Genomic DNA, 21,908 nt, shown 5'->3' on the forward strand with positions numbered 1-21,908 from the left:
CCTTGAAAATAGGGCTTTTTTTATCTCGGCATATTATTTGTACAAACTCCCCCAAGTCTGAAAAAAAATAAATCATGAGTAAAAAAAACATTCGTCTCAGCACATTAACAATAACTTTTTTAAGTTGTTTTACCTACGTTATAAGCCAGACCAAACCAGTAATTGAGCCTAAAAACCCTCCTCAGGATACTGTAAAAAACATCAGGCCGAACATTATTGCACTTCCAACTGATTCTGTTTTTACAGATAAAGGTTTAAAATTAAAAGCCTACAAAAAAAACGCTCACGCCTCCTACTATGCTGATCGTTTTAATGGAAGAAAAACTGCCGATGGAAGTCGTTTTAACAACAACAAATATACTGCGGCACACAAAAAACTCCCTTTTGGAACCAGAGTTAAAGTTACCAACGAAGCCAATGGGAAGTTTGTAATTGTAAAAATTACAGATCGAGGTCCGTTTGTAAAAACACGCGAAATAGACCTTTCAAAACGAGCTTTTATGGAAATCACCAAACACAAAGGTGCTGGTGCGATGAAAGTAACAATTGAAACCATAATCGAATAAAAAAATCCCGCTTTTAGCGGGATTTTTATATTTAAACCAATTTTTTCAAACTCATCGCAATTCCGGTATGAATTCCTTCATGGTAATTATTAAAATCTAATGCATCCTGAACATTTTTAAGAGTAAATCCCATGCTGGTTGTATATTCATTATAATCCACAAAAAGTCCGCTTTGGAAATCATTTTTCGTTTTTTCAAATGTACTTAAAAGAAATGTTTTGATCTCGCTTACTTCTTCTTCAGAAACATCTCCTTCTGGTTTTGTTCCTTTTCGGTATTTTAATATAAAATCTTCTGAAATCATTGTTGGCAGTCCAGATAATTTATAAACTAAGGTTTGCTGCGCAGCAACACAATGCGCCACATTCCAAATTATATTATTATTAAATCCTTCCGGAATTTTGTTTAATTGCTCTAATGAATGATTATCTAAAATTTTCAATAGAATTTCTCTGATTGTTTGCTGCGTTTCAAAAACTGAACTCATAATTTTATTTTTTTTATTAAAAATAGACAATTTTCAGTTTCAAATGAATTTTCTTTGTACTCTAACAAAATAGTAAAAAAATGAACAAAATATATTACTTAGCATCTTGCGATACCTGCAGAAAAATCATCAAAAGTCTTCCAAAAAACAATTTGGTTTTTCACGACATTAAACAAGATCCTATTACAGAAGCAGAATTAGAAGAAATGTATAAACTTTCAGGAAGTTACGAAGCATTATTCAGTAAAAAAGCACAATTGTACAAGTCGATGGGCTTAAAAGACAAAGCACTGACAGAGGCTGATTTTAAGAAATACATTTTAGAACATTATACTTTTTTAAGCCGTCCTGTTTTTATTATTGACGGTAAAATTTACATCGGCAACAGCCAAAAAAATGTGGCTGAAGTGATAAATGTTTTGAGCTAAAATGTCAATATTTTTTCTGTCAAACTGAAAACTATGACTGAACACTAATTTCCAATCAAATAGAGCAAACTTTTATTTATCTTTGCGCCTTTATACTCAATTATATGATACAATCTATGACAGGGTTTGGCAAAGCTTCTTTGCAATTGCCTACAAAAAAAATTACCGTTGAAGTAAAATCTTTAAACAGCAAAGGTTTAGATTTAAACGTAAGAATGCCGTCTGTTTACCGTGAAATGGAATTAGGTTTAAGAACCCAAATCTCAACTAAACTTGAAAGAGGCAAAATTGATTTTGCAATTTACATAGAGAGTACTGCCGAACAAACTTCAACAAAAGTAAATGTTCCTGTTGTGAAGAATTATATCGCACAATTGAGAGAGGTATATGCCGATGCCGATGAAACTGAATTAATGAAAATGGCTGTTCGTATGCCGGATACATTAAAAACAGAACGCGAAGAAATCGATGAAAATGACTGGGAACAGATTCAGGTTATTATTGATGAAGCTTTACAAAACATCCTAAGTTTTAGAAAAGACGAAGGCGAATCTCTTGAAAAAGAATTTAATCTCCGAATTGGAAATATCCGCCAGTACATGAATGATGCTTTGGCTCTTGATCCAGAGCGTGTTCAGGCAATTAAAGATCGTTTGCAAACTGCAATTTCAGAATTACAGGTAAATGTTGATGAAAATCGTTTCGAGCAGGAATTAATCTATTATCTGGAAAAACTGGATATTACCGAAGAAAAAGTACGTTTAACCAACCATTTAGATTATTTCTTAGAAACTTTAAATGGCAATGAAGCAAATGGTCGTAAACTAGGTTTTATTACTCAGGAAATGGGACGCGAAATCAATACAATGGGATCTAAATCAAATCATGCTCAAATGCAGAAATTAGTCGTGATGATGAAAGATGAATTGGAGAAGATTAAAGAACAGGTATTGAATGTTTTGTAATTGCTGTAAGCTGTAAGCAATAGGCTGTAAGCACAGAATACCGCACAAATATTAAAGCTTAAAGCATATTGCTTAAAGCCTAAAGCATAAATTAATGAACAAAGGAAAATTAATTGTTTTTTCGGCACCTTCAGGATCAGGAAAAACAACTATCGTAAAACATTTATTAGGTCAGGAAGATTTAAATCTTGAATTTTCGATTTCGGCTGCATCGCGTGCACCGCGTGGTGAAGAAGTACACGGAAAGGATTATTATTTTATTTCGCTGGAAGAATTCAAAAAACACATTAAAGCAGAGGATTTCCTGGAATGGGAAGAAGTTTACCGTGATAACTTTTACGGTACTTTAAAATCGGAGATTGAAAGAATCTGGGCTTTAGGAAAAAATGTCATTTTTGACATCGACGTAGTTGGCGGTCTTCGTATTAAACATAAATTTCCCGAAGAAACTCTGGCTGTTTTCGTTAAACCTCCAAGTGTTGACGAATTAAAACGCCGATTAAAACAACGTTCTACAGAAAGTGAAGACAAAATCAATATGCGTATCGCAAAAGCTTCTGTAGAATTGGCAACTGCTCCACAATTTGACGCTATTATCAAAAACTATGATTTATCAGTTGCCCTTGAAGAAGCACATCAACTGGTAAAGGATTTTGTATCTAAGTAGTTATTTAGTCATGAGTTGTTAGTCCTTAGTCTGAAACACATCAAGCTAAAAATTTTACATGAGCGGTATTAAATCTTACAAAGAGTTATTCATTTGGCAAAAAGGAATTAAACTAGTAGTTCTTGTTTACAAACTTACTAAGAGCTTTCCTAAAGAAGAAATATATGCTTTGACAAGTCAATTAAAAAGAGCCAGTGTATCTATTCCGTCGAATATTGCAGAAGGTTTTGGACGCCAAACTGACAAATCATTTAATCATTTTTTTAATATCTCCAGAGGTTCTTTAAATGAAATAGAAACACAATTAATTATAGCAAAAGAGTTAGAATTTATTTCTGACGAAAACCTATTTAATGAAATTATGTTTTTAATTGAAGAAGAGAGCAAAATGATAAGTGCTTTCGCTAAAAATCTAAAAGACTAAGGACTAAGAACTAAGTACTATAATAAATGAAAATAGGTCTTTACTTCGGAACATACAATCCTATTCATGTTGGTCATTTGATCATTGCCAATCATATGGCCGAGTTTGCCGATTTAGATCAGATTTGGATGGTCGTTACACCTCATAATCCGTTAAAAAAGAAATCGACATTATTAGACGATCAGCAGCGTTTGCAAATGGTTTATCTGGCAACAGAAGATTACACAAAGATAAAACCATCAGATATCGAGTTTAAGCTACCTCAGCCGAGTTATACCATAATTACACTTGCTCATCTTAAAGAAAAATATCCAACTCATGAGTTCTCTTTAATTATGGGTGAAGACAATCTGAAAACGCTTCATAAATGGAGAAACTATGAAGTAATTCTTGAGAATCATGATATTTATGTATATCCCAGAATTTCTGACGAACCAGAAAATGTCGAATTAAAATCGCATCCAAAAATTCATGTAATTGATGCGCCAATTGTTGAAATTTCTTCGACTTTTATTCGAAACAGCATTAAAGAAGGTAAAAATATCCAGCCTTTATTGCCACCAAAGGTTTGGGAATATATTGATCACAATAATTTTTATAAAAAATAAATATTTTGAATTGCCTCCAGTTTTAACTGGAGGTTTTTTGTTTTACACAGCAAATGGCTTTAGCCAAAATGTGATATTTGGCTAAAGCCGATTAAGACTTTACCTTTTTTACCTCCAGTTAAAACTGGAGGCAATTCATTTCAAAAAAAATAACCTTTGTCAAAGTTTAAAACTTTGACAAAGGTCTTATCACATTTATAAATTCAATAAAAAAACCTGAACTTACATTCAGGCTTTCGTTTTATAATTAAGCTTCGATACTTACTTCGCTTTTCACTCTCGTTCTGATTTCACTCAGCGATTGATCAATCAAAAGTTTTCCATCTCTAAAAACTTCTTTCAATTCGCCTTGTTTTTCTTCTTCCCAAGAAACATTATCACTTAAATGATACTTCCCATCAATTAAATCAATTTTCATTAATCCTTTAGCCGATTTTTTCGTTCCGTCATCTGTAATTGGGTCTTTGAAAATGGCTCTTCCCTCTCCGTTTACTTCTCCGTAAGTTGCTTTCATCGCAAATCCGAAAGTGTCTCTTGTATTATATTGATAGGTGAAAGATCCGATTCCTAAAACAACATTTGTAGAAGCAAATCCTTTTTCTTTTAATCTTTCACAGATTTGAGTGGCTCTTGCTACAGTAATACTATCTCCGTAAATAGCTCCGATTTGAGGAACCAATTCTTTGAATCCTTTAGCATTTGTTGTTCCGCCAAAAACATCCCAAAGCAATTCGATAACGCCTTTTTTCTCCTGTTCTGTTTTTCCGTTTGGATTTCCGCAGATAATATCAACTGGATCACCACTGTCAGGACGAATTACGACTTTACCTTCTCTTGAAACGATTTCTTCTTTTAATCTTGGAAGATAATCCGTTAAAACTTTCCATAAATCCCAAGTATCAGAAACGATAGAAACAATTCCTTTTGGATAAACTTCTGTAATTAACCTTTTGAATGTCTCGTACTCGCCTTCTGTAGTTCCCATACACATAACAGAATGTTCTGTTGCGGCTACTGAACCTGCAACCAATTCTAGATCTGAATTGGCATTGTAATATTCTTCTAAGAAATCAATTGCAGGAATTGTGTCAGATCCTGTAAAACTCAATAAATGTCCAGCTGCAGAAGTTAAAGCAGCTTCTATTCCGCCCATTCCTCTCATTGAGAAATCATGCGCCTGCCAATCTACAAATTCTGGAACAGAAGAAGTTTCTGCCGCATATTTGTCCAATACTTTTCTGTATTCTTTTGCAATGGTTGCTGAGTTACAAGGCAGCCAAACTACTGCAGAAAGTAACGTTTCGAAATAATTCGTCAACCAGAAAAATTCTGGAATCGTATTGTACATCGTAAACATTGGAACTCTCAGCGGAACGCTTGCGCCTTCTGGCAAAGCTTTGAACACCATCGGAATATAGCCTAAATCATGTAAATCTTCTATATGTTTAGTTCCAACTAAATTTTCGCCTAAGTAATTATTGATTCTGCGAGAATATTTTTTAATCACTTCTTCTTTTGGCTTTTTGAAGAAATCCTCTTCAAAGTCATGAATAATATATTTTTTGATGAAATACTGCAATCCAAAAAAGATTACCTCATCAACTGTTTCAATTCTTGATTTTCTTGGTGTCCAGTTAGAATATACGATTGTGGTTCCGTCTGGGTATTGTCTTCTGTGGTCAACTTTGTAACCATCGGTTAATAATAATGGGTTCATATATTTTCTATTTATATTTATCTGATAAGCGTTCTGCTAAATCTTTTATATCATTGGATCTGACTAAATTGTCGATCCATTTTTGCGGCATATTTTCAATTCCGTAATAAATTCCTGCCAATCCTCCTGCAATTGCGCCCGTTGTATCTGTATCTTCGCCTAAGTTAACCGCTTTTAAAACTGTTTCTTCATAAGAATCTGAATTTAAAAAACACCAAAAACTGGCTTCTAAACTATGAAGAACATAACCCGATGCACGAATTTCATTTTCTGGATAAATCCAAATATCATTCTTCAATATCTTTTCAAATAGTTGAATTTCTACAGGATTATATTTTTTATCTTCTAAAAATTTCGAAAGAACATTTTGCATTTCTTTATAAGCTTCGAATTTATCTTTATCTTTTAGAATCTCCAAACAATATACAACATAAATGAAACAAGAAAATACCGAACGGAAATGAGCATGTGTAATTGACGAAACTTCTTTTACTTTTTTATAAATAACTTCAATATCATTCTCTTTCTGAAGATAAAAAACGAATGGCAAAATACGCATTAAGGAACCATTCCCGTTATCTTCTTCAAAAAAATTACCTGAATTTCTAGCCGATTCTCCTTTTACAACTCTTGCTAAAGAATGTTTCGTCGTTCCTCCAATGTCAAATACTTTATGATGCGCTCCCCAATATCCTTCCTGCATCCATTTTACAAAAGTTACGGCCATATCTTCTATATCGTAACCTTTGCACAAACTTTCGGCAGTACAAAAAGCCAATGAACTATCGTCGCTAAATGTTCCAGGAGGCTGATTCCAGGACATAAAACCCATCATATCGACAACCGGATTCTGTTTTAATTTTTCTCTGGATTTAAATTCAACCGGAACACCTAAAGCATCGCCAATGGCAACACCAAATAAACCTGATTCTATTCTATTTTTCATTTTATTTATTTCTTCCTTTCTCGTTAGGATAAAAGGTTTGCACGACATCACTCTGCCAAAATTCTTTTGATTCTATATCAATACAGGAAAGTTTTCCATAAAAACCTGCTCCGGTATCAATATTCCAAACATTGCATCCCTGCATCGGGATTTCAACATTATAATGCAATGTCGGTGTATGGCCGATATAAATTTCATTAAAAAGCAGTAATCGTTTTGGGTACGAAAGTGAATCTTTCTGGATTCGTTTATCCATCGTTAAAGCCATTTCCCAAAGTGTTCTATCCCAGGAATAATTGGTTTTATAATGCTCTTTTTCTGGACCATGCATAGATGAAAACCCAGCATGAATAAACAAATTATTGTTTTCGTCTACAAAGTAATCTTTCATTCCGTTGAAGAATTCGAGATGCTTTTCTTTATCTGAAGAATCTATATTAGCATAACTTTCTATAGTCGATTTTCCTCCATGCAAAAACCAAATATCGTTTACGATATCATTTTCTAACCATTCCTGACACCATGCATCGTGATTTCCTTTGATAAAAATACATTCCTGTTTTTGGGATAATTCAATAAGAAAATCAATCAATTGTTTTGATTCGCTCCAGCCGTCAACATAATCTCCGAGAAAAATAAATCTATCATTTTCTGAATAATCGATTTTTTCCAGCAACTGAATTAACGCTTTTAATCCGCCGTGAATATCTCCAAAAACTAAGGTTCTTTTCATGATTTAAATTCGATATACTTTGCCGGAACTTCATCTGTAAGCCAGACATTATTTTCAGACAAATAAAATTTAAATCCGTCTCTGTACATAGCACCGCTTCTAACAGTTAAAATTTGTGGAACTCCCCTTCTGCTTCCCACTTTTGTTGCGGTTTCTTTGTCTTTGGAGAGATGCACATGCTGACGGCTCATTTTTTTTAAGCCTTCTTTCTGAATACTTTCCATGAATTTTCCAACAGTTCCGTGATACAAATATTCTAGAGGTTCTGTTTCTGCTAGATTTAATTCAACCGAAATGGAATGTCCCTGACTTGCACGGATTTTGGTTTTATCTTCGTTATAAGCAAAACGCTTTTTATCGTTATTTTCTACTACGTAATCTAAAAGTTCGGCATCGAGACGATTCCCTTTTTTAGTACATTTTTCTATTAATTCATTGACATCTGCCCAGCCATTTTCGTCTAATTTTAGTCCGATTTTTTCTGGTGAATGTCTTAACACTAAGCTTAGAAATTTACTTACTGTTTTCGCTATATTTTCATTCATAATTAATATTTTTTCTACCTACGAAATGTTCCGATGGAACATTTACAAAAGGTTTTTGTAAATCGTGTAATTTTCATCATCGAAACAGACGAATATTACCTTTTCTATTTCATCTGACTTATCAAAATCTCTAACCGTTTTTACTGCAATTTCTGCTGCTTTATCTTTTGGAAAATGATAAATTCCAGTACTTATATTCGGAAAAGCAATAGATTTTATTCCTTTTTGAATCGCCAGATTTAAACTATTTGTGTAACAGTCTGCTAACAATTTGGATTTTTCTTCTTTATCACCATTCCAAACAGGACCTACTGTATGAATAACATATTTTGAAGGTAAATTCCCGGCGGTTGTTATAACTGCTTCACCCGTTTTGCATCCGCCTTGCTTATTTCTAATTTGAATACATTCCTCTAAAATCGCTTTTCCTCCTTTTCTGTGAATAGCCCCGTCAACTCCGCCTCCACCTAACAAAGAAGTATTTGCTGCATTTACAATCGCATCAACATTTAACTCTGTTATGTCTGCTTTTAGAAGTTCTATTTTCATAATTTTTTAATTATCTCAATTCATCTCTAACCTGCATTAAAGCAAAACCTAAAAGATTCAGGCCTTTCCACTTTTCAGGATTTAAAGCATCTTTATGGTCTCCTGCCATTCCAATTCCCCAGATTGGATCTACCGGACTTGCTTCTACAATAACTCGGTCATTTGTGTTTAGCAGAAAAGTTTTCAAATCAGAATTTTGACTGAATTTGTGATAGTTGCCTTCTTTTACGATTTCAAATCGGTTTTCTAGCCAGATTTTATCATCGTAATTTCTCACTTTACGACCTAACTTTTTGGCTTCGGCAGGTGAATTGCATTTTATGATTTTTTCTAAAATTTCCTGATCGTTAAACAATTCGGCTTTTTTTGCCATCATCCAGTGTTCAGCCGTTTTATAGGTTACTTCATTTACTTTAAACGAACTTAACCACCACTGGCTGAAGCAGGTTTTAGTAATCGTTCCGTCTTTACTTGGCTGATGTCCCCAGAAAAATAAAAATTTACTTTCCGGAGCTATAGTATCTATATTGTATTTCATTTTTTCTGTTATTGAAACAAAGAAGTTATTTCTTTAAAATCTTTAGAATCGGGTGAAAATGATCCGTAAATGGTATTGAAATGGGTTGTAAGGTTTTCAAATTCATAATCTTTTTCTAACTGATCCATGCAGGTTACGACCAAATTTCTTTTTGCCATTGGACTGTAAGCAGCATCTAATTTTAAAGCGTAGTTCAACAAATCGTAATCCAGATCCCCAAATCTGAGATACTTTTGATATTCGTTGAAAACACAGGTTTCTTCTTCGTTGTTTTTTAATTGTATTTCTCTTTCATTCGGCATCCAGCCGTGGCCGTGCCTTGTGGTGTAACTTCTGGTTGCATAATAAACTTCTACATCTTCAATTTTTAATTTATTACAAATTTCAACTGCATTTTTTGAAGTGGTATTCGCATACGTAACATTCGGGAAAACACCATGATCCATATCAAGCAGGATTCCCTGGCTTCCTTCAAAAATTAAATTATTGTATTTTAAAAGGAAAGTATAATCAAAAATGTTCCATTTTATTTTATCAATCGCTTCAAGATACGCCTGAAGTTCCTGATCTATATCTGGTTCGTTTAAAAAGCCGTAGTAATAAGCAATTTGGTTTAACTTTTCCAAAAGCATTTCGCGAGGCGCAATCAAATCGATGGCAAACAATTTATACGGACCTTCGTTTCTTTTCATGGTTGAACCAATGCCTTTTCCACAGGTTCCGTGATCTATATTTCTGGTGTTTCCACGGTTATGCCAAACATCAAACGGAGTGGTAACTTTTGCTAATGGATGAATATATAAATCCAGATTAGCGTTTTTTTCTTTTAATTCTTCTCTCTCATTGTACAAAAAGAGCGGATGAATCGTGCAATGTTCGCTGTAATAAGACGGAAGACCGCGAAGCGCACCGCTGGCAAAGCTGGAGTGAACGTGTTTTTTATCGCCAATCATAACCGTATGCGCGGCCTGTTGTCCTCCCGAAAACCGAATAACTATAGATTCAGGATTTTGTTTCGCCAGAAAATCTGTCGTTATTCCTTTTCCTTCATCACCAAATCCTAAACCTATAACTATTTGTGCTGTTTTCATTTTTCTTAAATTGTTGCGTAATTATTTTTAAACACATAGAGTCATAGGATTTTAAAACTTAAAAAAGGCATTTCACTTGCATCAATACACATAGTTGTATGTGTTAGAAACTAGTTTCTCTTTATTCTCTCAAATTAAAAAGAAAAATCTATGTCTCTATGTGTTTAAAAAATTTAAAGCATTTCGATATTATCTAAACCTCCTGAAACTGGATTTGTCCCTAAACCAGAACCAGAACTTTTGTGTTTATCGCAGATTATCTTCTTGATTACATTTGGAATTTCTCTGTGATCTTCAATTGAAAGACAATTTTGTCCCAGTAATTCTTTCCATTCTACATCGGCGTTAATGGCTTGTCCTGAATGCAAGACACTAATATGATAAACATCGTATCTTTTTTGTGCTTCTGCTAATAATTCAAGATGCGTATAAGTCTGTTGTCCCTGACCCATAATTTCTTTTATTGCTGATGCTGGAAGTGTTTTTAAACCTGGTTCATCACCAACAGTAAATAACAATCCTTTTTGTCCTCTTTTTTCGAATGCATCTGTTTTGGTATGAAAAGCTGCAAAATACCAAGCTAAAAGATAACTTTCGCCAGCATTTCCTCCGCCACCGCCTTCAATGTAAGTTCTCGTTAACCACATATCCAGTTCTTCGTCTCCAGATTCAAATTGTCCAACCTGAAGCGGATATCTATCGCATTCATGATCGCCGATTCCTAAAAACAAAAGTGCTGGGTCCGGAACACCTCCCTGAATAATTCCTCCCATTAATTTTGGAAGACCTTCTTTAATCAGTTCATGCGGAATGTGTCCCATACTTCCTGTTACATCCAATCCTAAAATAATTGGAACTGTGTTTGGATGAACTTCTGAATCTCTTGCTTCTCTAAAAACAACTCCATTTGGATTCATTGATTCATGCGCTTTTCTTAACGCATTTTGTGTAAATATTTCACTAGCTGATTTGCTTGCATAACCTACTTTTTTTGCTCTGTCTTCACGAGCACCGAAATCATATCTTGTACCTCCCATGACTAAAATGTTTTACCAAATAAATACTCAAATCTCTTTTTTGTTACTTCAAACTGGATATTTAAATTTCTGATGGTCAGCGCAAGCTCCATGTCTTTTTGTACAAAAGCTTCCGGCTGAAAATCGGCAAAGGTTAAACTGTTTTTATCCAGCGGACTGATATCGATCAATCCTTCTTGTTCTCTTTCGAGTCTTTTTATTTTTAATTCAATGTCTTCGACTCTTCGTCTGTATATTAATTCAGAATCCTCGCCAATTGTTTTGGCTCTGTCTTCTCTAATCTGATCATTGTTTCTTCTTAAAGATTCAATAAATCTTGGTTTTAAATCGCTCATTGTTTTGTTGTTTTTGTTTCAAGTTTCAGGTTTCACGTTAAGCACTTAACTTGAAATTTGGTTTTAAACTTGAAACCGTTAATAGTATTTTTTTTGTTTCAGGTTTCAAGTTACAGGTTTTACGTTCCTAAAGGTAACTTGAAACTTTAAACATGAAACTTTTAAACTAATTCAGCACCTCTTCAAACTGCTTAAAATTTGTTTTTTTATCAGAATTGTCGAATACTGCAAAAACTATTTTCTTAAAGGCACCTGAATATTTTTCTGCAATAATCTCTTTAAACAAATGTGCTACATCTTTGGGTTCATTTCTAAAAACACCACATCCCCAAGCTCCTAAAATCAATGTATCACTTTTTTGCTGCAAAGCAATTGCTAATACTTTATCCATTCTTTTTCTAAAAACATCTTCAGTTGCTGCAATTTCTTCTTTTCTATTGTGTTGCAGCATCGCGCCTTTGTTTGGTGCCGGAGCCGTAACCACATCTACAACAAATGGTTTTTCAAAACAATCTCCATTATCATCGTTCCAAAACAAAACATTCGGACTATAAATCATGTAATCTGAATATAAAAACGAGGACTGATTTCTGTTAAAATCATACATTGTTTTGTCTTTGATCTGCGTTTCATAAAGGCTTGAAGATCTCGCCAGACTTTCTTCCTGAGCAGAAGCTCCTCCTAAAAACCCGCCTCCCGGATTTTTTGCCGAAGCGAAATTTAAAACACAGATTTTACCATTTTCCTCCTCAACAATTGCTTCAATTGTAGAACAATTTTTGGTTACGAATTTTGTTTCAAACTTATTTTCAATTGGCGTTTTTAAGATTTCTTCCCAATCTTTTGGTGCAATTGTAAACGTATTTTTTATTGACTCTTCGAGTTCTTTTTTAATGTCAATCTTTTTTCCTTTGTATTCATAGAAACCATTCTTTATGATTTCTAAAGTTTTATTTGCTATTTCTACTCTATAATTTTTATTCATAATTCAAATTTTACCACCTTAACCCTTTGATCATCAAAATCTTTAAAAGAGTTCGTAGTAAATATTTTGTCAAAACAATCTAAAACATCAAAACCTTTATTAAAAATTCCGTGGCTAACGGCTAGGTATAATTTTCCGGCATTTTTCTTTTTTAATTCTTCGGCTAAGCCAACAAACGTTCCGCCGCCATCGCAGATATCATCTACAATTAAACAATCCATTCCCTGTAAATCGTCTTCATATACTTTAAAACCAGATAATTTACCTGTTTTTACGTCTCGGCTTTTACTGCATTCTACAACCTCAACACCGCCTAAAAATTCAGAAACTTTATAGATCTTCTTCAAAGCACCTCCGTCTGGAGAAATCAATTTTACGTTTTGGCCAATTTTATTCAAGACTTCTTTGATAAAAGCATAGTTTGGAATTACTGTACTGTTGTTTAACAAAGCCGGAGTCACTTCTGAGTGTGCATCAAAAACAAAAACTTTATTCAATTGCATCGCATTTATAATATCTGCATACACTTTTACAGAAAGCGGTTCGCCTGGAATCATAACTCGATCTTGTCTCGCTGCCGGGAAATACGGAATAAAGAGTTCAATGATTTTAACGTCCATTCTGCGTAACGCATCAACTGTAACACACAGTAAACCTAAATCGTTGAAAGAGTTTAGTCTGTGTGTAATTGTCACTTTTCTGTTTGTATCAAAATCCGGAACGATTTTAATATGCGGTTCTCCGCCAGAAAATGTAAAACTTTGAAATTTGATTTCTTCCTGATTTTGGAAAGGAGCGAATTTTGGGTCGAGATTTAGTATCATAGTTTTTTAGTTTGCGTTAATTATACGCAAATGTAGAATTAATTTTTAAATAAACAATTTATTTTGTGTAAAAATTACGCAAACTTTATTTCGAAGTGAAAGTCGTTTTGAGTTAACTCATTATATTTCAATTTATTGAACTTAAAAAGTTTTGCCGGACGACCTGTTTTTATTGGTGAAAATTTTTCGGTTTCTTCTAGAATACCATAACTGAGTATTTTTTTTCTGAAGTTTCTGCGGTCAATTTCTTTTTCCAAAATGGTGCAATACAAGTTTTCAAGATCTGAAAACAAAAATTCTTCGGGAAGTAAATCGAAACCAATAGGTTCATAAGTCAATTTTGATTTCAGCCTGTCGATCGCTTTTTGAAGTATTATATTATGATCAAAAGCCAAAGCAGGAATTTCATCTATTTTACACCATTGCACTCTTTCAGCATCAGTGCTGGCTTTGATGTCTAAATTTGAAGCATCGACTAAAGCATAATACGCCACCGAAATAACACGGTTTCTTGAATCTCTGTAAATATCATCTCCAAAAGTGTATAACTGTTCCATAAAAGTCAGCTGTACGTTTGTTTCTTCATGTAATTCGCGTATTACTGCATCGCTCAGCGATTCATCATTTTTAACTAAACCGCCCGGTAAAGCCCAATATTTTTCTGAAGTGCCAAATTGCTGTTCTATCAATAATACATATAAGTCATTGTTCTTGTATCCAAAAACAATCGCATCAACGGCAATTCTAATATTTTGTAATTTTTCCATAATCAAAAATCATATCAAACAAATATAACGAATGAGAGTCAGTTTTATAATTCATGCAGATACATTAAATTACAAAATTGACTCTCAGTAAATAATTTTTTATTTCTTTTTCTAATTTATAGTAACGCTTCGTTTAGGACTCGAAGTGCATTCAGATCCATTTTTTTTAACTGTAACATGGCTTTAGCTTCGTAGGTTCCTGCAGCATTATACGTATGAGTAACTGTTGTTCCATCGCCGGTAGTTCCGTCACCAAATGTCCATTTTACAGAACTTAAAGTTCCCGTTCCTGTATATTCAACTGAATAATTCATTAATTTCGGATTGTTTGCGTCTGTCGAATTGTGCAGCTTAATATAAATTGATTCTCCAAGACAATCTACTACATCTTCTGCTTCGTTTTTACTGCAGGAATTAATCATAAAAAATAGTATAGTGAGTATTAAAACTGAGGCTGCTTTTTTCATAATCTGTATCTTTTAGAAATTAGCATACTAAAGTTATCTTTTTTTCTACATTCAAAAAAAATAATCAACTGATTTTCAACACCAACAACTATATTTTTATAATCTATTTCCAAAAAACAGTTTTAATTCTTTTTCAATTATATCAAAAAACGATTTCACATTATTATTTTTAGGAGCCAGTAAATAGACAAATTCTTCGGGAACATGAAAACTGTTCCATACTAATTGCAGTTTATTTTCTTTGATATAATTTCTTGCATTACAATTCCAGGTCACCGCAACACCATCATTCTTTGAAAGAAGTCTGAGCATTTCAGATTCTGAAGGAATAATGTAATTAGGTATCATCGACGGCCTTTTTTTATTGAAAGCATGAAGCCAGAATACTTTTATATGCGGAATTCGCGCGTCATGACTGTACCATTTTTGTCCGTTAAGCCATTGCTCTATTTCAGTAAAATTATCTGCTTTTAATTTCTGGCGGAAATCGGTTATATCCAAACTTGCCGGAGCAACCATTATGAGTTTAATTTTTCCAACTATTTCATAAGTAGTATCAAAAGTATCGAACCTTTTGGTTGTAATGGCAAAATCCAGTTTTTTTGAATCTACTAATGCAAAAAGCTCGTCGTTTTCTGCAAAAGTAAAATCTATTAAATCAAACTTTGAAATTAATAGATTTCCAACGCAGTCAAAAAGATGTTTGGAGATCCCGACAGAAATTAATCGGTTGGCATCTTCTGCTTTTGCACGAAAACCGGTTTCGACACTTTCAAGACGATCAAGCGCATCTATTATCAAATTATTCAGTAACTTAGCGTATTCGGTTGGCTCTACTCCTTTTGATTTCCGATTAAATAATTTATTCCCAACGTGAGCCTCAAGCATAGAAATTTGCTGACTAACCGCAGGCTGGCTCATAAATAACTCTTTTGCGGCTACCGAAAAATTACCATTTTTATATACAGCCTTAAAAGTTCTGTACCATTCTAGATTTACCATGACATAAATTTACTTATAACAAACATAGTTTATTTTATTTTTACTGATATCACTTAAGACGTAAATTTGTTAAAAATTTAAAATTATGAAAAAAATAGCATTACTCGCAATAATTGCATTTACCGCTGTAAGCACATCTGCTGTGGCTCAAAAATCAAATAAAAAAGGTATGAAAAAAGTATTATTTGTTGTAACCAGTAATGATAAGCTGGGCAACACGGGAGAAAAAACAGGATTTTGGTCTGAAGAATTTGCAGCACCTTATTATGAACTGTTAGATCAGGGAGTCGAGATTACAATTGCTTCTCCGCTTGGGGGACAGCCTCCAATTGATCCAAAAAGCGCTGATCCGGCATCGGCAACAGAAGACACTAAACGTTTTGATGCCGATAAGGTTTTACAGGAAAAATTAAAAAACACTTTAAAACTGTCAACTGTTAATCAAAAAGATTACGATGCTGTATTTTATCCAGGAGGTCACGGTCCGCTTTGGGATTTAGTTGAAGATAAAAACTCAATAGCTTTAATTGAAGCTTTTTATACGAACAAAAAACCGGTAGCATTTGTTTGTCACGCACCAGCTGTTTTGAAAAACGTAAAAGTAAAAGGTGAATATTTAGTAAAAGGTAAAAAAGTAACCGGATTTACCAATGAAGAAGAAGAAGCGGTTGGTTTAACTAAAGTAGTTCCGTTTTTATTAGAAGATGCTTTAGCATCAAACGGGGCAGTTTTTTCTAAAGGTCCAAACTGGCAGCCTTATGCAGTAGCAGACGGACTTTTAATTACCGGCCAAAATCCAGCATCATCTAAATTGGTGGCTGGAAAACTATTGCAGGAATTGAAATAAGAGGTACTAAGGGACTGAGATCCTAAGGTCCTAAGGTTTTTCTTAGTTGCTTAAAAGCTTAATCTCTTATTTCATTACTATTAAAAATTAAACAAACAATAATGCTAGACTGCAGATAAGTTCAAAGAAAAAAAACTTAGAACCTTAGCAGCTTAGTATCTTAGAAACTCTAAAAAAAAAATGCTAAACTTTGAATTATACAATCCGACAAACTTAGTTTTCGGGAAAGGACAAATTGAAAAACTTTCGACTCTGGTTCCAAAAGATGCAAAAATTCTTTTGGCTTACGGCGGTGGAAGTATTTTTAAAAATGGAATTTACGATCAGGTAATTACGGCTTTAAAAGGCTTTAATATTGTGGAATTTGGCGGAATCGAACCAAACCCAAGATTTGAGACTTTAATGAAAGCGGTAGACGTTATTAAAGCTGAAAAAATCGACTTTATTCTGGCTGTCGGCGGTGGATCTGTAATTGATGGCGTGAAATTTATTTCGGGTGCTGTTCATTTTGAAGGAAATCCGATTGATATTTTACAGGAACGTATTTTGATTAAAGAAAATGCGATGCCATTTGGAACTGTTTTAACGCTTCCGGCAACGGGAAGTGAAATGAACTCTGGATATGTAGTAACGATTGAAGCAACTCAGGAAAAATTATCTTCTGGCGGAAGTGCTTTGTTTCCACAATTCTCAATTTGTGACCCAGCAGTTATTGCTTCTTTACCAAAAAGACAAATCGAAAATGGTGTTGTCGATGCTTACACTCACGTTATGGAACAGTACTTAACGTATCCGCATGATGCTTTTTTACAAGATAGAATTGCCGAAGGAATTTTACAGACTTTAATTGAAGTTGGTCCTGGAATTGTAAAAAATCCAACTGATTATACTTTGGCTTCAAACTTTATGTGGAGCTGTACAATGGCTTTAAACGGATTAATCCAGAAAGGTGTTCCAAGCGATTGGGCAACGCACATGATTGGCCACGAACTAACAGCTTTATACGAAATTGACCACGCTAGAACTTTGGCGATTATTGGTCCAAGTTTATACAGCGTTATGTTTGAAACTAAAAAAGGAAAACTGGCACAATACGGAAGAAGAATATTCAACTTGACTGGTTCTGATGAAGAAGTGGCAAAAGAAGCCATCAACAAAACGGTTGAGTTTTTCCATACTATGGGAATGGACACAAAACTTTCACAATACACAGAAGATTACAGCAAAACAGCAGATTTTATAGTAAATCGTTTCGACGAAAGAGGCTGGAAAGGTCTTGGTGAAAATCAATTAGTGACTTTAGATAAAGTAAAATCTATTGTGGAACTTTCTTATTAGTCATAATATTCAGTCTCAGTTTACGGTTTTTGCATATCACTGAAAACTGTTGACGGTGACTGCAAACAAAAAAAGGCGTTCTTATAAAAATAGGAACGCCTTTTTAAAATACTAAAACAAAACTAACTAACTCAAATCTTTGTAAATTCATTAAAATTCTAATTTATAAAGACTTACAACGTAAGGTTTTGTGTTTTATTGTATGCAATTAAAATATTTTTATTTAAAATCTTCATTCATCTTCTTTTCCAAGGTTTTATTAAGATTTTCAACTTCTGTTTTGATATTTTTAAAATCAATATTCTTTTTTTCTTCCAAAATCTTTTCATCCAAAAACAATTTCAAATCATACGAATTGTTTTTGTTTTTCAGTATCAGGGTTCCAATTTCTGGCTTTTTTACTTCGTTAATTCTAAAACCACCAATCATGCTGCCTTTTAGTTCGTTTCCAAATAATAGTTCAACATCTTTTTCGGAAGAAATTTTTTCAGCAATTGAATTGAAATTTTCCTGAATAGATTTATTATGATCCAGATAAGAAGTAAAAACTGTGCTGAAAATTTCAGAATATGTTCTCTGTTCATCATTTCCTTTTATGGTTTTGAATAGTTTTGCCTCAATTTTATTGTCGGTTTCATAATACAAAACACTTCCGGTTTCTGATGGAGCTGTTTCATTAACTTCTAATGCTGAACTGGTAAGAAGTACTTTATCATTAACACTAAACTTGCCAATCGTTTTATTATTTACTTTTTCCAGAACAATTTTTCCTTTTACTTTTTTATTGAATTCTTCGAGTTCAATAGCATTATTTTTTAACTCAAAATGATATCGGTTAAAATAATGCATGGCGAAAATATCGAAGTCATAACTCTGCAGAATATTGTTTTTCCAGTATTTTGTAATAAACTGGCGCTCCAGTTTTATGTATTCTGGGCCGTCAACTATTTTTCCATCTTTGTAAGTCGATTTTATATCATAATTTGGGTATTGATACTTTTCGAGATTTTCTAAATAATTGTTCGAATATTGGTATTTGATAACTCCGTTTTCATAATAATCAACATAGTTAAATTCATTAAAATCTGCAGCAAAATAACCCGAATAGGGTTTGTCATTTTTATAAATTCCAACATAAGAATCCTGTCTGTCCGAAGTAATCAAAAAAGACTGGTTAACAATTTTCGTTCTTTTTCCATTTTCAAAATAGATGGTTTTTAGAATATTGTTTTCACCTTTTTTATCGTATTCACTTCTATAATAAATCTCTTGGGTTACTGTTCCTTTTTTATAAATTGTGCTTTTTTGAGCCTCAACTAAAGTTCCTTCATACGGCAGATCATTTTTATATTCCAGCTTTCCTGTTACTTCGCGATTATCGTAAAAAACAGTTTCTCCGTTTTTAATATCGTTTACCACCGTGTAAGTTCTAACCGGATCGTCGAGATAATAATTAAAGATTTTCTGAATTCCATTTTTCTTGTATCCAGAAACACTGATTAATTCGTTTTGCTCATTTTCAGTTTTAACGACAAAAGTTCCATTGAATGGTTTTCCATCTTTGTAAATTCCTTTTGCAACAATATTTCCAGATTCATCTTTGACAATTGTTTCTCCTTCTATCAATCCATTATTATAATTTTGATTGATAAATAAATCACTTGCAAATCTTTCATCAAAATTACCCTCAAAAGGCTGTCCGTTTTTATAAATTCGTTTTGCTTTTATACTTCCGTCTGAGTTGTATTCAACCTGATCGCCTTGTTCTTCTCCATCAGAATATTTTACAATTTTTAAAACTTTTCCGTTTGGAAAATATTGAATTTCCTCTCCGTTTTTCTGCCCGTTTTTATAATTCGTTTTAGATTTTACAGCAACTGCAAATTTGTTTTGAAAGTAATAATTGTAGACAACTCCGTTTGAAATTTCACGTCCGTACTTTTCAAAGTCATTTTCATTAATAGTCTGCAGAATTTTTCCCGACTTATCGTAATTTATCTGCTTAAACGGTTCTGTATTACCATTTGCAATATCGTACCATATTTCTTGGGCCAGTTGTTTTGAAGCTGTCCAGAATATCTTTTTCTTAATAATCTTTCTGGTTTTAGTCTTGCCCGTTTCATCACGAATAATCATCCCCTCGGTCATTCGAATTGGTTCTTCCCTATCAGCCGCATTATCGGCTTTGTTCAATCGGTAATCTTCCCAATTTAAAACTTCTTCAAAATCACCGCTTGCAGGTTTTCCTCCGTCGTATTTTCCTTTCATCAACACACTGCCGTCTTCGTGATAAAGAATAGTTTCACCATCTTTTCTTCCATTTTTATACTGAATGGTTTTTAACTTTTGCCCGCTTGGATAATAATACGTCAAATTTGAAACCGCAGAAAAATTATAAAATTGATAAAAAGAAGAATCAAAGCCATTTTCATCCAGCCAAAGTACATCGCCCACATAATTATCTTCATTATCCTGAAAAGAATATCCCTGAAACTGTGGTGTTTTATTGATGTAGAAATCTTCGACTAAAATTAGATTTCCTAATTTTTTTGAAGGCTGAATTCTGTAAAAAGAAGCATTTTCTTTGGTTGTAACTTTCCAATTGGCGTCGAAATAAAGTGGTTCCATATTTTGGGAGAAAGAAAATAATGGTGTGAAAAAAAAAAAAAGAGTCAAAAATTTATTTATCATAATTGAAAGAAATTTCTCAAAAATACATTTTTTTGTATAAATTTAGTTTTTAAAGCTGAAATATAATCTGAAATTCAGCAGCTTTTAATTTAAAAGAGCACGAACCAAAAGGCCTTTACCAAATTTCTTAAATCAGATTTTGCTTTATTAGCACATTATTAAGTACTTTTGTTTTAAATTAATAAAATAATGAGCGAAAAGTTAAAATTTGCAGTAATTGGAGGGGGAAGCTGGGCTACGGCAATTGCAAAAATGTTATGCGTTAATCTTTCAGAAATTGCGTGGTACATGCGTAATGAATCTGCAATTGAACATCTTCAAAAATACAAACACAATCCAAACTATTTAAGTTCTGTTGAATTTGACACCAATAAACTTAAACTGACCAGCAATATAAACGAAGCAATTGAATATGCAGATTACATTATTTTTGCAATTCCATCTGCTTTCCTTGATGCTGAATTAAAAAACATGACGGTTTCATTGGCTGATAAAATTATTTTTTCGGCTATTAAAGGTATTGTTCCTGAAACGAGTTTAATTGTTGGCGAGCATTTTCATATTCAATACGATATTCCGTATTACAACATTGGTGTTATTACTGGTCCATGTCACGCCGAAGAAGTTGCTCTTGAACGACTTTCGTATTTAACCATTGCCTGCGGTGATCCTGAAAAAGCTTCTATCGTAGCAAAATCACTTTCCGGAAATTATATTAAAGCCAAAATCTCTGATGATATTATTGGTACCGAATACGCTGCAATGCTGAAAAACATTTATTCAATCGCAGCCGGAATTGCACATGGATTAGGTTATGGAGATAATTTCCAGTCGGTTTTAATGAGTAATGCCATTCGCGAAATGAAGAAATTCATTCGTAAAGTTCATAAAATGAAACGTAACATTAATGATTCGGCTTATTTAGGCGATTTACTAGTTACAGGATATTCAGTTTTTTCAAGAAACAGAATGTTTGGAAATATGATAGGAAAAGGATACACTGTAAAAAGTGCCATGATGGAAATGAGTATGGTTGCCGAAGGATATTATGCTACAAAAAGTGCTTATAAACTAAATCAGGGATATGGTGCTAAAACGCCAATTATTGATGCTGTTTATGCTGTTTTATACGAAGGAAAAGATGCAAAAACGGTTTTCAGAAAATTAACGGAATCTTTGGATTAATATTTTTTATTAAAAAGAGACAAGAAGCAATAAAAAAAGAGCCAAACTGAATTTCAGTCTTGGCTCTTTTTTTATGGATAAGAAATCTCAAAAATAAAACTGAGCGAATAAAAACTACTCAATTAACAAGAAATATTTTATTTGAGAATACATCAAACCTACATCT

The 21,908-nt window shown here is 33.3% G+C and carries 25 protein-coding genes; 9 read left to right on the top strand and 16 right to left on the bottom strand.

Going from position 1 to position 21,908, the window contains the following annotated elements; genetic code table 11:
- Window positions 1-71: 71 nt before the first annotated feature.
- On the top strand, window positions 72-566 hold the full coding sequence (locus PQ462_RS22620; protein ID WP_274253737.1) for a septal ring lytic transglycosylase RlpA family protein: 495 nt from the start codon (window positions 72-74) through the stop codon (window positions 564-566).
- A gap of 31 nt (window positions 567-597) precedes the next feature.
- Here PQ462_RS22620 and PQ462_RS22625 read toward each other — a convergent pair whose 3' ends face one another.
- Window positions 598-1,053, bottom strand: a complete 456-nt coding sequence (locus PQ462_RS22625; protein ID WP_274251679.1) for a DinB family protein — start codon at window positions 1,051-1,053, stop codon at window positions 598-600.
- Between the two features lie 80 nt (window positions 1,054-1,133).
- Here PQ462_RS22625 and PQ462_RS22630 point away from each other — a divergent pair, with 80 nt between their 5' ends.
- From PQ462_RS22630 to nadD, 5 genes are all read left to right on the top strand, one after another.
- Window positions 1,134-1,481 carry an arsenate reductase family protein gene (locus PQ462_RS22630; protein ID WP_012022829.1) on the top strand — a complete coding sequence of 116 codons (348 nt, stop codon included), beginning with the start codon at window positions 1,134-1,136 and terminating at the stop codon, window positions 1,479-1,481.
- 104 nt (window positions 1,482-1,585) lie between these two features.
- Window positions 1,586-2,446, top strand: a complete 861-nt coding sequence (locus tag PQ462_RS22635) for a YicC/YloC family endoribonuclease (protein ID WP_012022830.1) — start codon at window positions 1,586-1,588, stop codon at window positions 2,444-2,446.
- A 94-nt stretch (window positions 2,447-2,540) separates the two neighbouring features.
- Complete coding sequence (gene gmk, locus PQ462_RS22640) at window positions 2,541-3,113, top strand: guanylate kinase (protein ID WP_012022831.1); 573 nt, start codon at window positions 2,541-2,543, stop codon at window positions 3,111-3,113.
- Between the two features lie 58 nt (window positions 3,114-3,171).
- Window positions 3,172-3,537 (top strand): four helix bundle protein, encoded by a 366-nt coding sequence (locus PQ462_RS22645; RefSeq protein ID WP_274251680.1) that lies wholly within the window; start codon window positions 3,172-3,174, stop codon window positions 3,535-3,537.
- 26 nt (window positions 3,538-3,563) lie between these two features.
- On the top strand, window positions 3,564-4,145 hold the full coding sequence (nadD, locus tag PQ462_RS22650; protein WP_111425237.1) for a nicotinate (nicotinamide) nucleotide adenylyltransferase: 582 nt from the start codon (window positions 3,564-3,566) through the stop codon (window positions 4,143-4,145).
- A gap of 247 nt (window positions 4,146-4,392) precedes the next feature.
- Here the strand turns inward: nadD and PQ462_RS22655 are convergent, their stop codons facing one another.
- The 14 genes from PQ462_RS22655 to PQ462_RS22720 form a co-directional block, all read right to left on the bottom strand.
- Entirely contained in the window at window positions 4,393-5,862 is a 1,470-nt protein-coding gene (locus PQ462_RS22655) for a nicotinate phosphoribosyltransferase (protein ID WP_274251681.1), read from the bottom strand.
- A 7-nt stretch (window positions 5,863-5,869) separates the two neighbouring features.
- Complete coding sequence (locus tag PQ462_RS22660) at window positions 5,870-6,808, bottom strand: ADP-ribosylglycohydrolase family protein (RefSeq protein WP_274251682.1); 939 nt, start codon at window positions 6,806-6,808, stop codon at window positions 5,870-5,872.
- Window position 6,809: 1 nt separating this feature from the next.
- Window positions 6,810-7,541 carry a metallophosphoesterase family protein gene (locus PQ462_RS22665; RefSeq protein ID WP_274251683.1) on the bottom strand — a complete coding sequence of 244 codons (732 nt, stop codon included), beginning with the start codon at window positions 7,539-7,541 and terminating at the stop codon, window positions 6,810-6,812.
- Complete coding sequence (locus tag PQ462_RS22670; protein WP_274251684.1) at window positions 7,538-8,086, bottom strand: RNA 2'-phosphotransferase; 549 nt, start codon at window positions 8,084-8,086, stop codon at window positions 7,538-7,540. Before PQ462_RS22670 ends, PQ462_RS22665 begins: the two co-directional genes overlap by 4 nt.
- Before the next feature lie 42 nt (window positions 8,087-8,128).
- Window positions 8,129-8,635, bottom strand: a complete 507-nt coding sequence (locus tag PQ462_RS22675; protein WP_274251685.1) for an O-acetyl-ADP-ribose deacetylase — start codon at window positions 8,633-8,635, stop codon at window positions 8,129-8,131.
- 10 nt (window positions 8,636-8,645) lie between these two features.
- Complete coding sequence (locus PQ462_RS22680; RefSeq protein ID WP_274251686.1) at window positions 8,646-9,173, bottom strand: NADAR family protein; 528 nt, start codon at window positions 9,171-9,173, stop codon at window positions 8,646-8,648.
- 8 nt (window positions 9,174-9,181) lie between these two features.
- Window positions 9,182-10,264, bottom strand: coding sequence for an adenylosuccinate synthetase (locus PQ462_RS22685; RefSeq protein ID WP_274251687.1), 1,083 nt, complete (start codon window positions 10,262-10,264; stop codon window positions 9,182-9,184).
- Between the two features lie 173 nt (window positions 10,265-10,437).
- Entirely contained in the window at window positions 10,438-11,301 is an 864-nt protein-coding gene (locus PQ462_RS22690; protein ID WP_274251688.1) for a hypothetical protein, read from the bottom strand.
- A gap of 2 nt (window positions 11,302-11,303) precedes the next feature.
- Entirely contained in the window at window positions 11,304-11,636 is a 333-nt protein-coding gene (locus PQ462_RS22695) for a hypothetical protein (protein ID WP_068842008.1), read from the bottom strand.
- Window positions 11,637-11,802: 166 nt separating this feature from the next.
- Window positions 11,803-12,621, bottom strand: a complete 819-nt coding sequence (locus tag PQ462_RS22700) for a TIGR02452 family protein (protein WP_274251689.1) — start codon at window positions 12,619-12,621, stop codon at window positions 11,803-11,805.
- Window positions 12,618-13,445 (bottom strand): ribose-phosphate diphosphokinase, encoded by an 828-nt coding sequence (gene prs / locus PQ462_RS22705; RefSeq protein ID WP_274251690.1) that lies wholly within the window; start codon window positions 13,443-13,445, stop codon window positions 12,618-12,620. The genes PQ462_RS22700 and prs overlap by 4 nt, the downstream gene beginning before the upstream one ends.
- A 74-nt stretch (window positions 13,446-13,519) precedes the next feature.
- Window positions 13,520-14,212 carry an NUDIX hydrolase gene (locus tag PQ462_RS22710; RefSeq protein ID WP_274251691.1) on the bottom strand — a complete coding sequence of 231 codons (693 nt, stop codon included), beginning with the start codon at window positions 14,210-14,212 and terminating at the stop codon, window positions 13,520-13,522.
- Window positions 14,213-14,328: 116 nt separating this feature from the next.
- Entirely contained in the window at window positions 14,329-14,679 is a 351-nt protein-coding gene (locus PQ462_RS22715; protein ID WP_274251692.1) for a PKD domain-containing protein, read from the bottom strand.
- A 96-nt stretch (window positions 14,680-14,775) separates the two neighbouring features.
- Window positions 14,776-15,681: a LysR family transcriptional regulator gene (locus PQ462_RS22720; protein WP_274251693.1), complete on the bottom strand. Its 906-nt coding sequence runs from the start codon at window positions 15,679-15,681 to the stop codon at window positions 14,776-14,778.
- 85 nt (window positions 15,682-15,766) lie between these two features.
- Between PQ462_RS22720 and PQ462_RS22725 the strand changes: the two genes are divergently transcribed.
- Entirely contained in the window at window positions 15,767-16,528 is a 762-nt protein-coding gene (locus tag PQ462_RS22725) for a type 1 glutamine amidotransferase domain-containing protein (protein WP_274251694.1), read from the top strand.
- 180 nt (window positions 16,529-16,708) lie between these two features.
- Entirely contained in the window at window positions 16,709-17,866 is a 1,158-nt protein-coding gene (locus PQ462_RS22730) for an iron-containing alcohol dehydrogenase (RefSeq protein WP_274251695.1), read from the top strand.
- 219 nt (window positions 17,867-18,085) lie between these two features.
- On the opposite strand, the gene PQ462_RS22735 is transcribed toward PQ462_RS22730, so the two are convergent.
- Window positions 18,086-20,494 (bottom strand): toxin-antitoxin system YwqK family antitoxin, encoded by a 2,409-nt coding sequence (locus PQ462_RS22735; RefSeq protein ID WP_274251696.1) that lies wholly within the window; start codon window positions 20,492-20,494, stop codon window positions 18,086-18,088.
- Window positions 20,495-20,746: 252 nt separating this feature from the next.
- On the opposite strand from PQ462_RS22735, the gene PQ462_RS22740 reads away from it, so the two are divergent.
- On the top strand, window positions 20,747-21,742 hold the full coding sequence (locus PQ462_RS22740; protein ID WP_274251697.1) for an NAD(P)H-dependent glycerol-3-phosphate dehydrogenase: 996 nt from the start codon (window positions 20,747-20,749) through the stop codon (window positions 21,740-21,742).
- The last annotated feature ends 166 nt before the right edge of the window (window positions 21,743-21,908 follow it).

Origin of the sequence: Flavobacterium sp. KACC 22758, assembly GCF_028736135.1 — a bacterium.
GTDB classification, from domain to species: Bacteria; Bacteroidota; Bacteroidia; order Flavobacteriales; family Flavobacteriaceae; genus Flavobacterium; species Flavobacterium johnsoniae.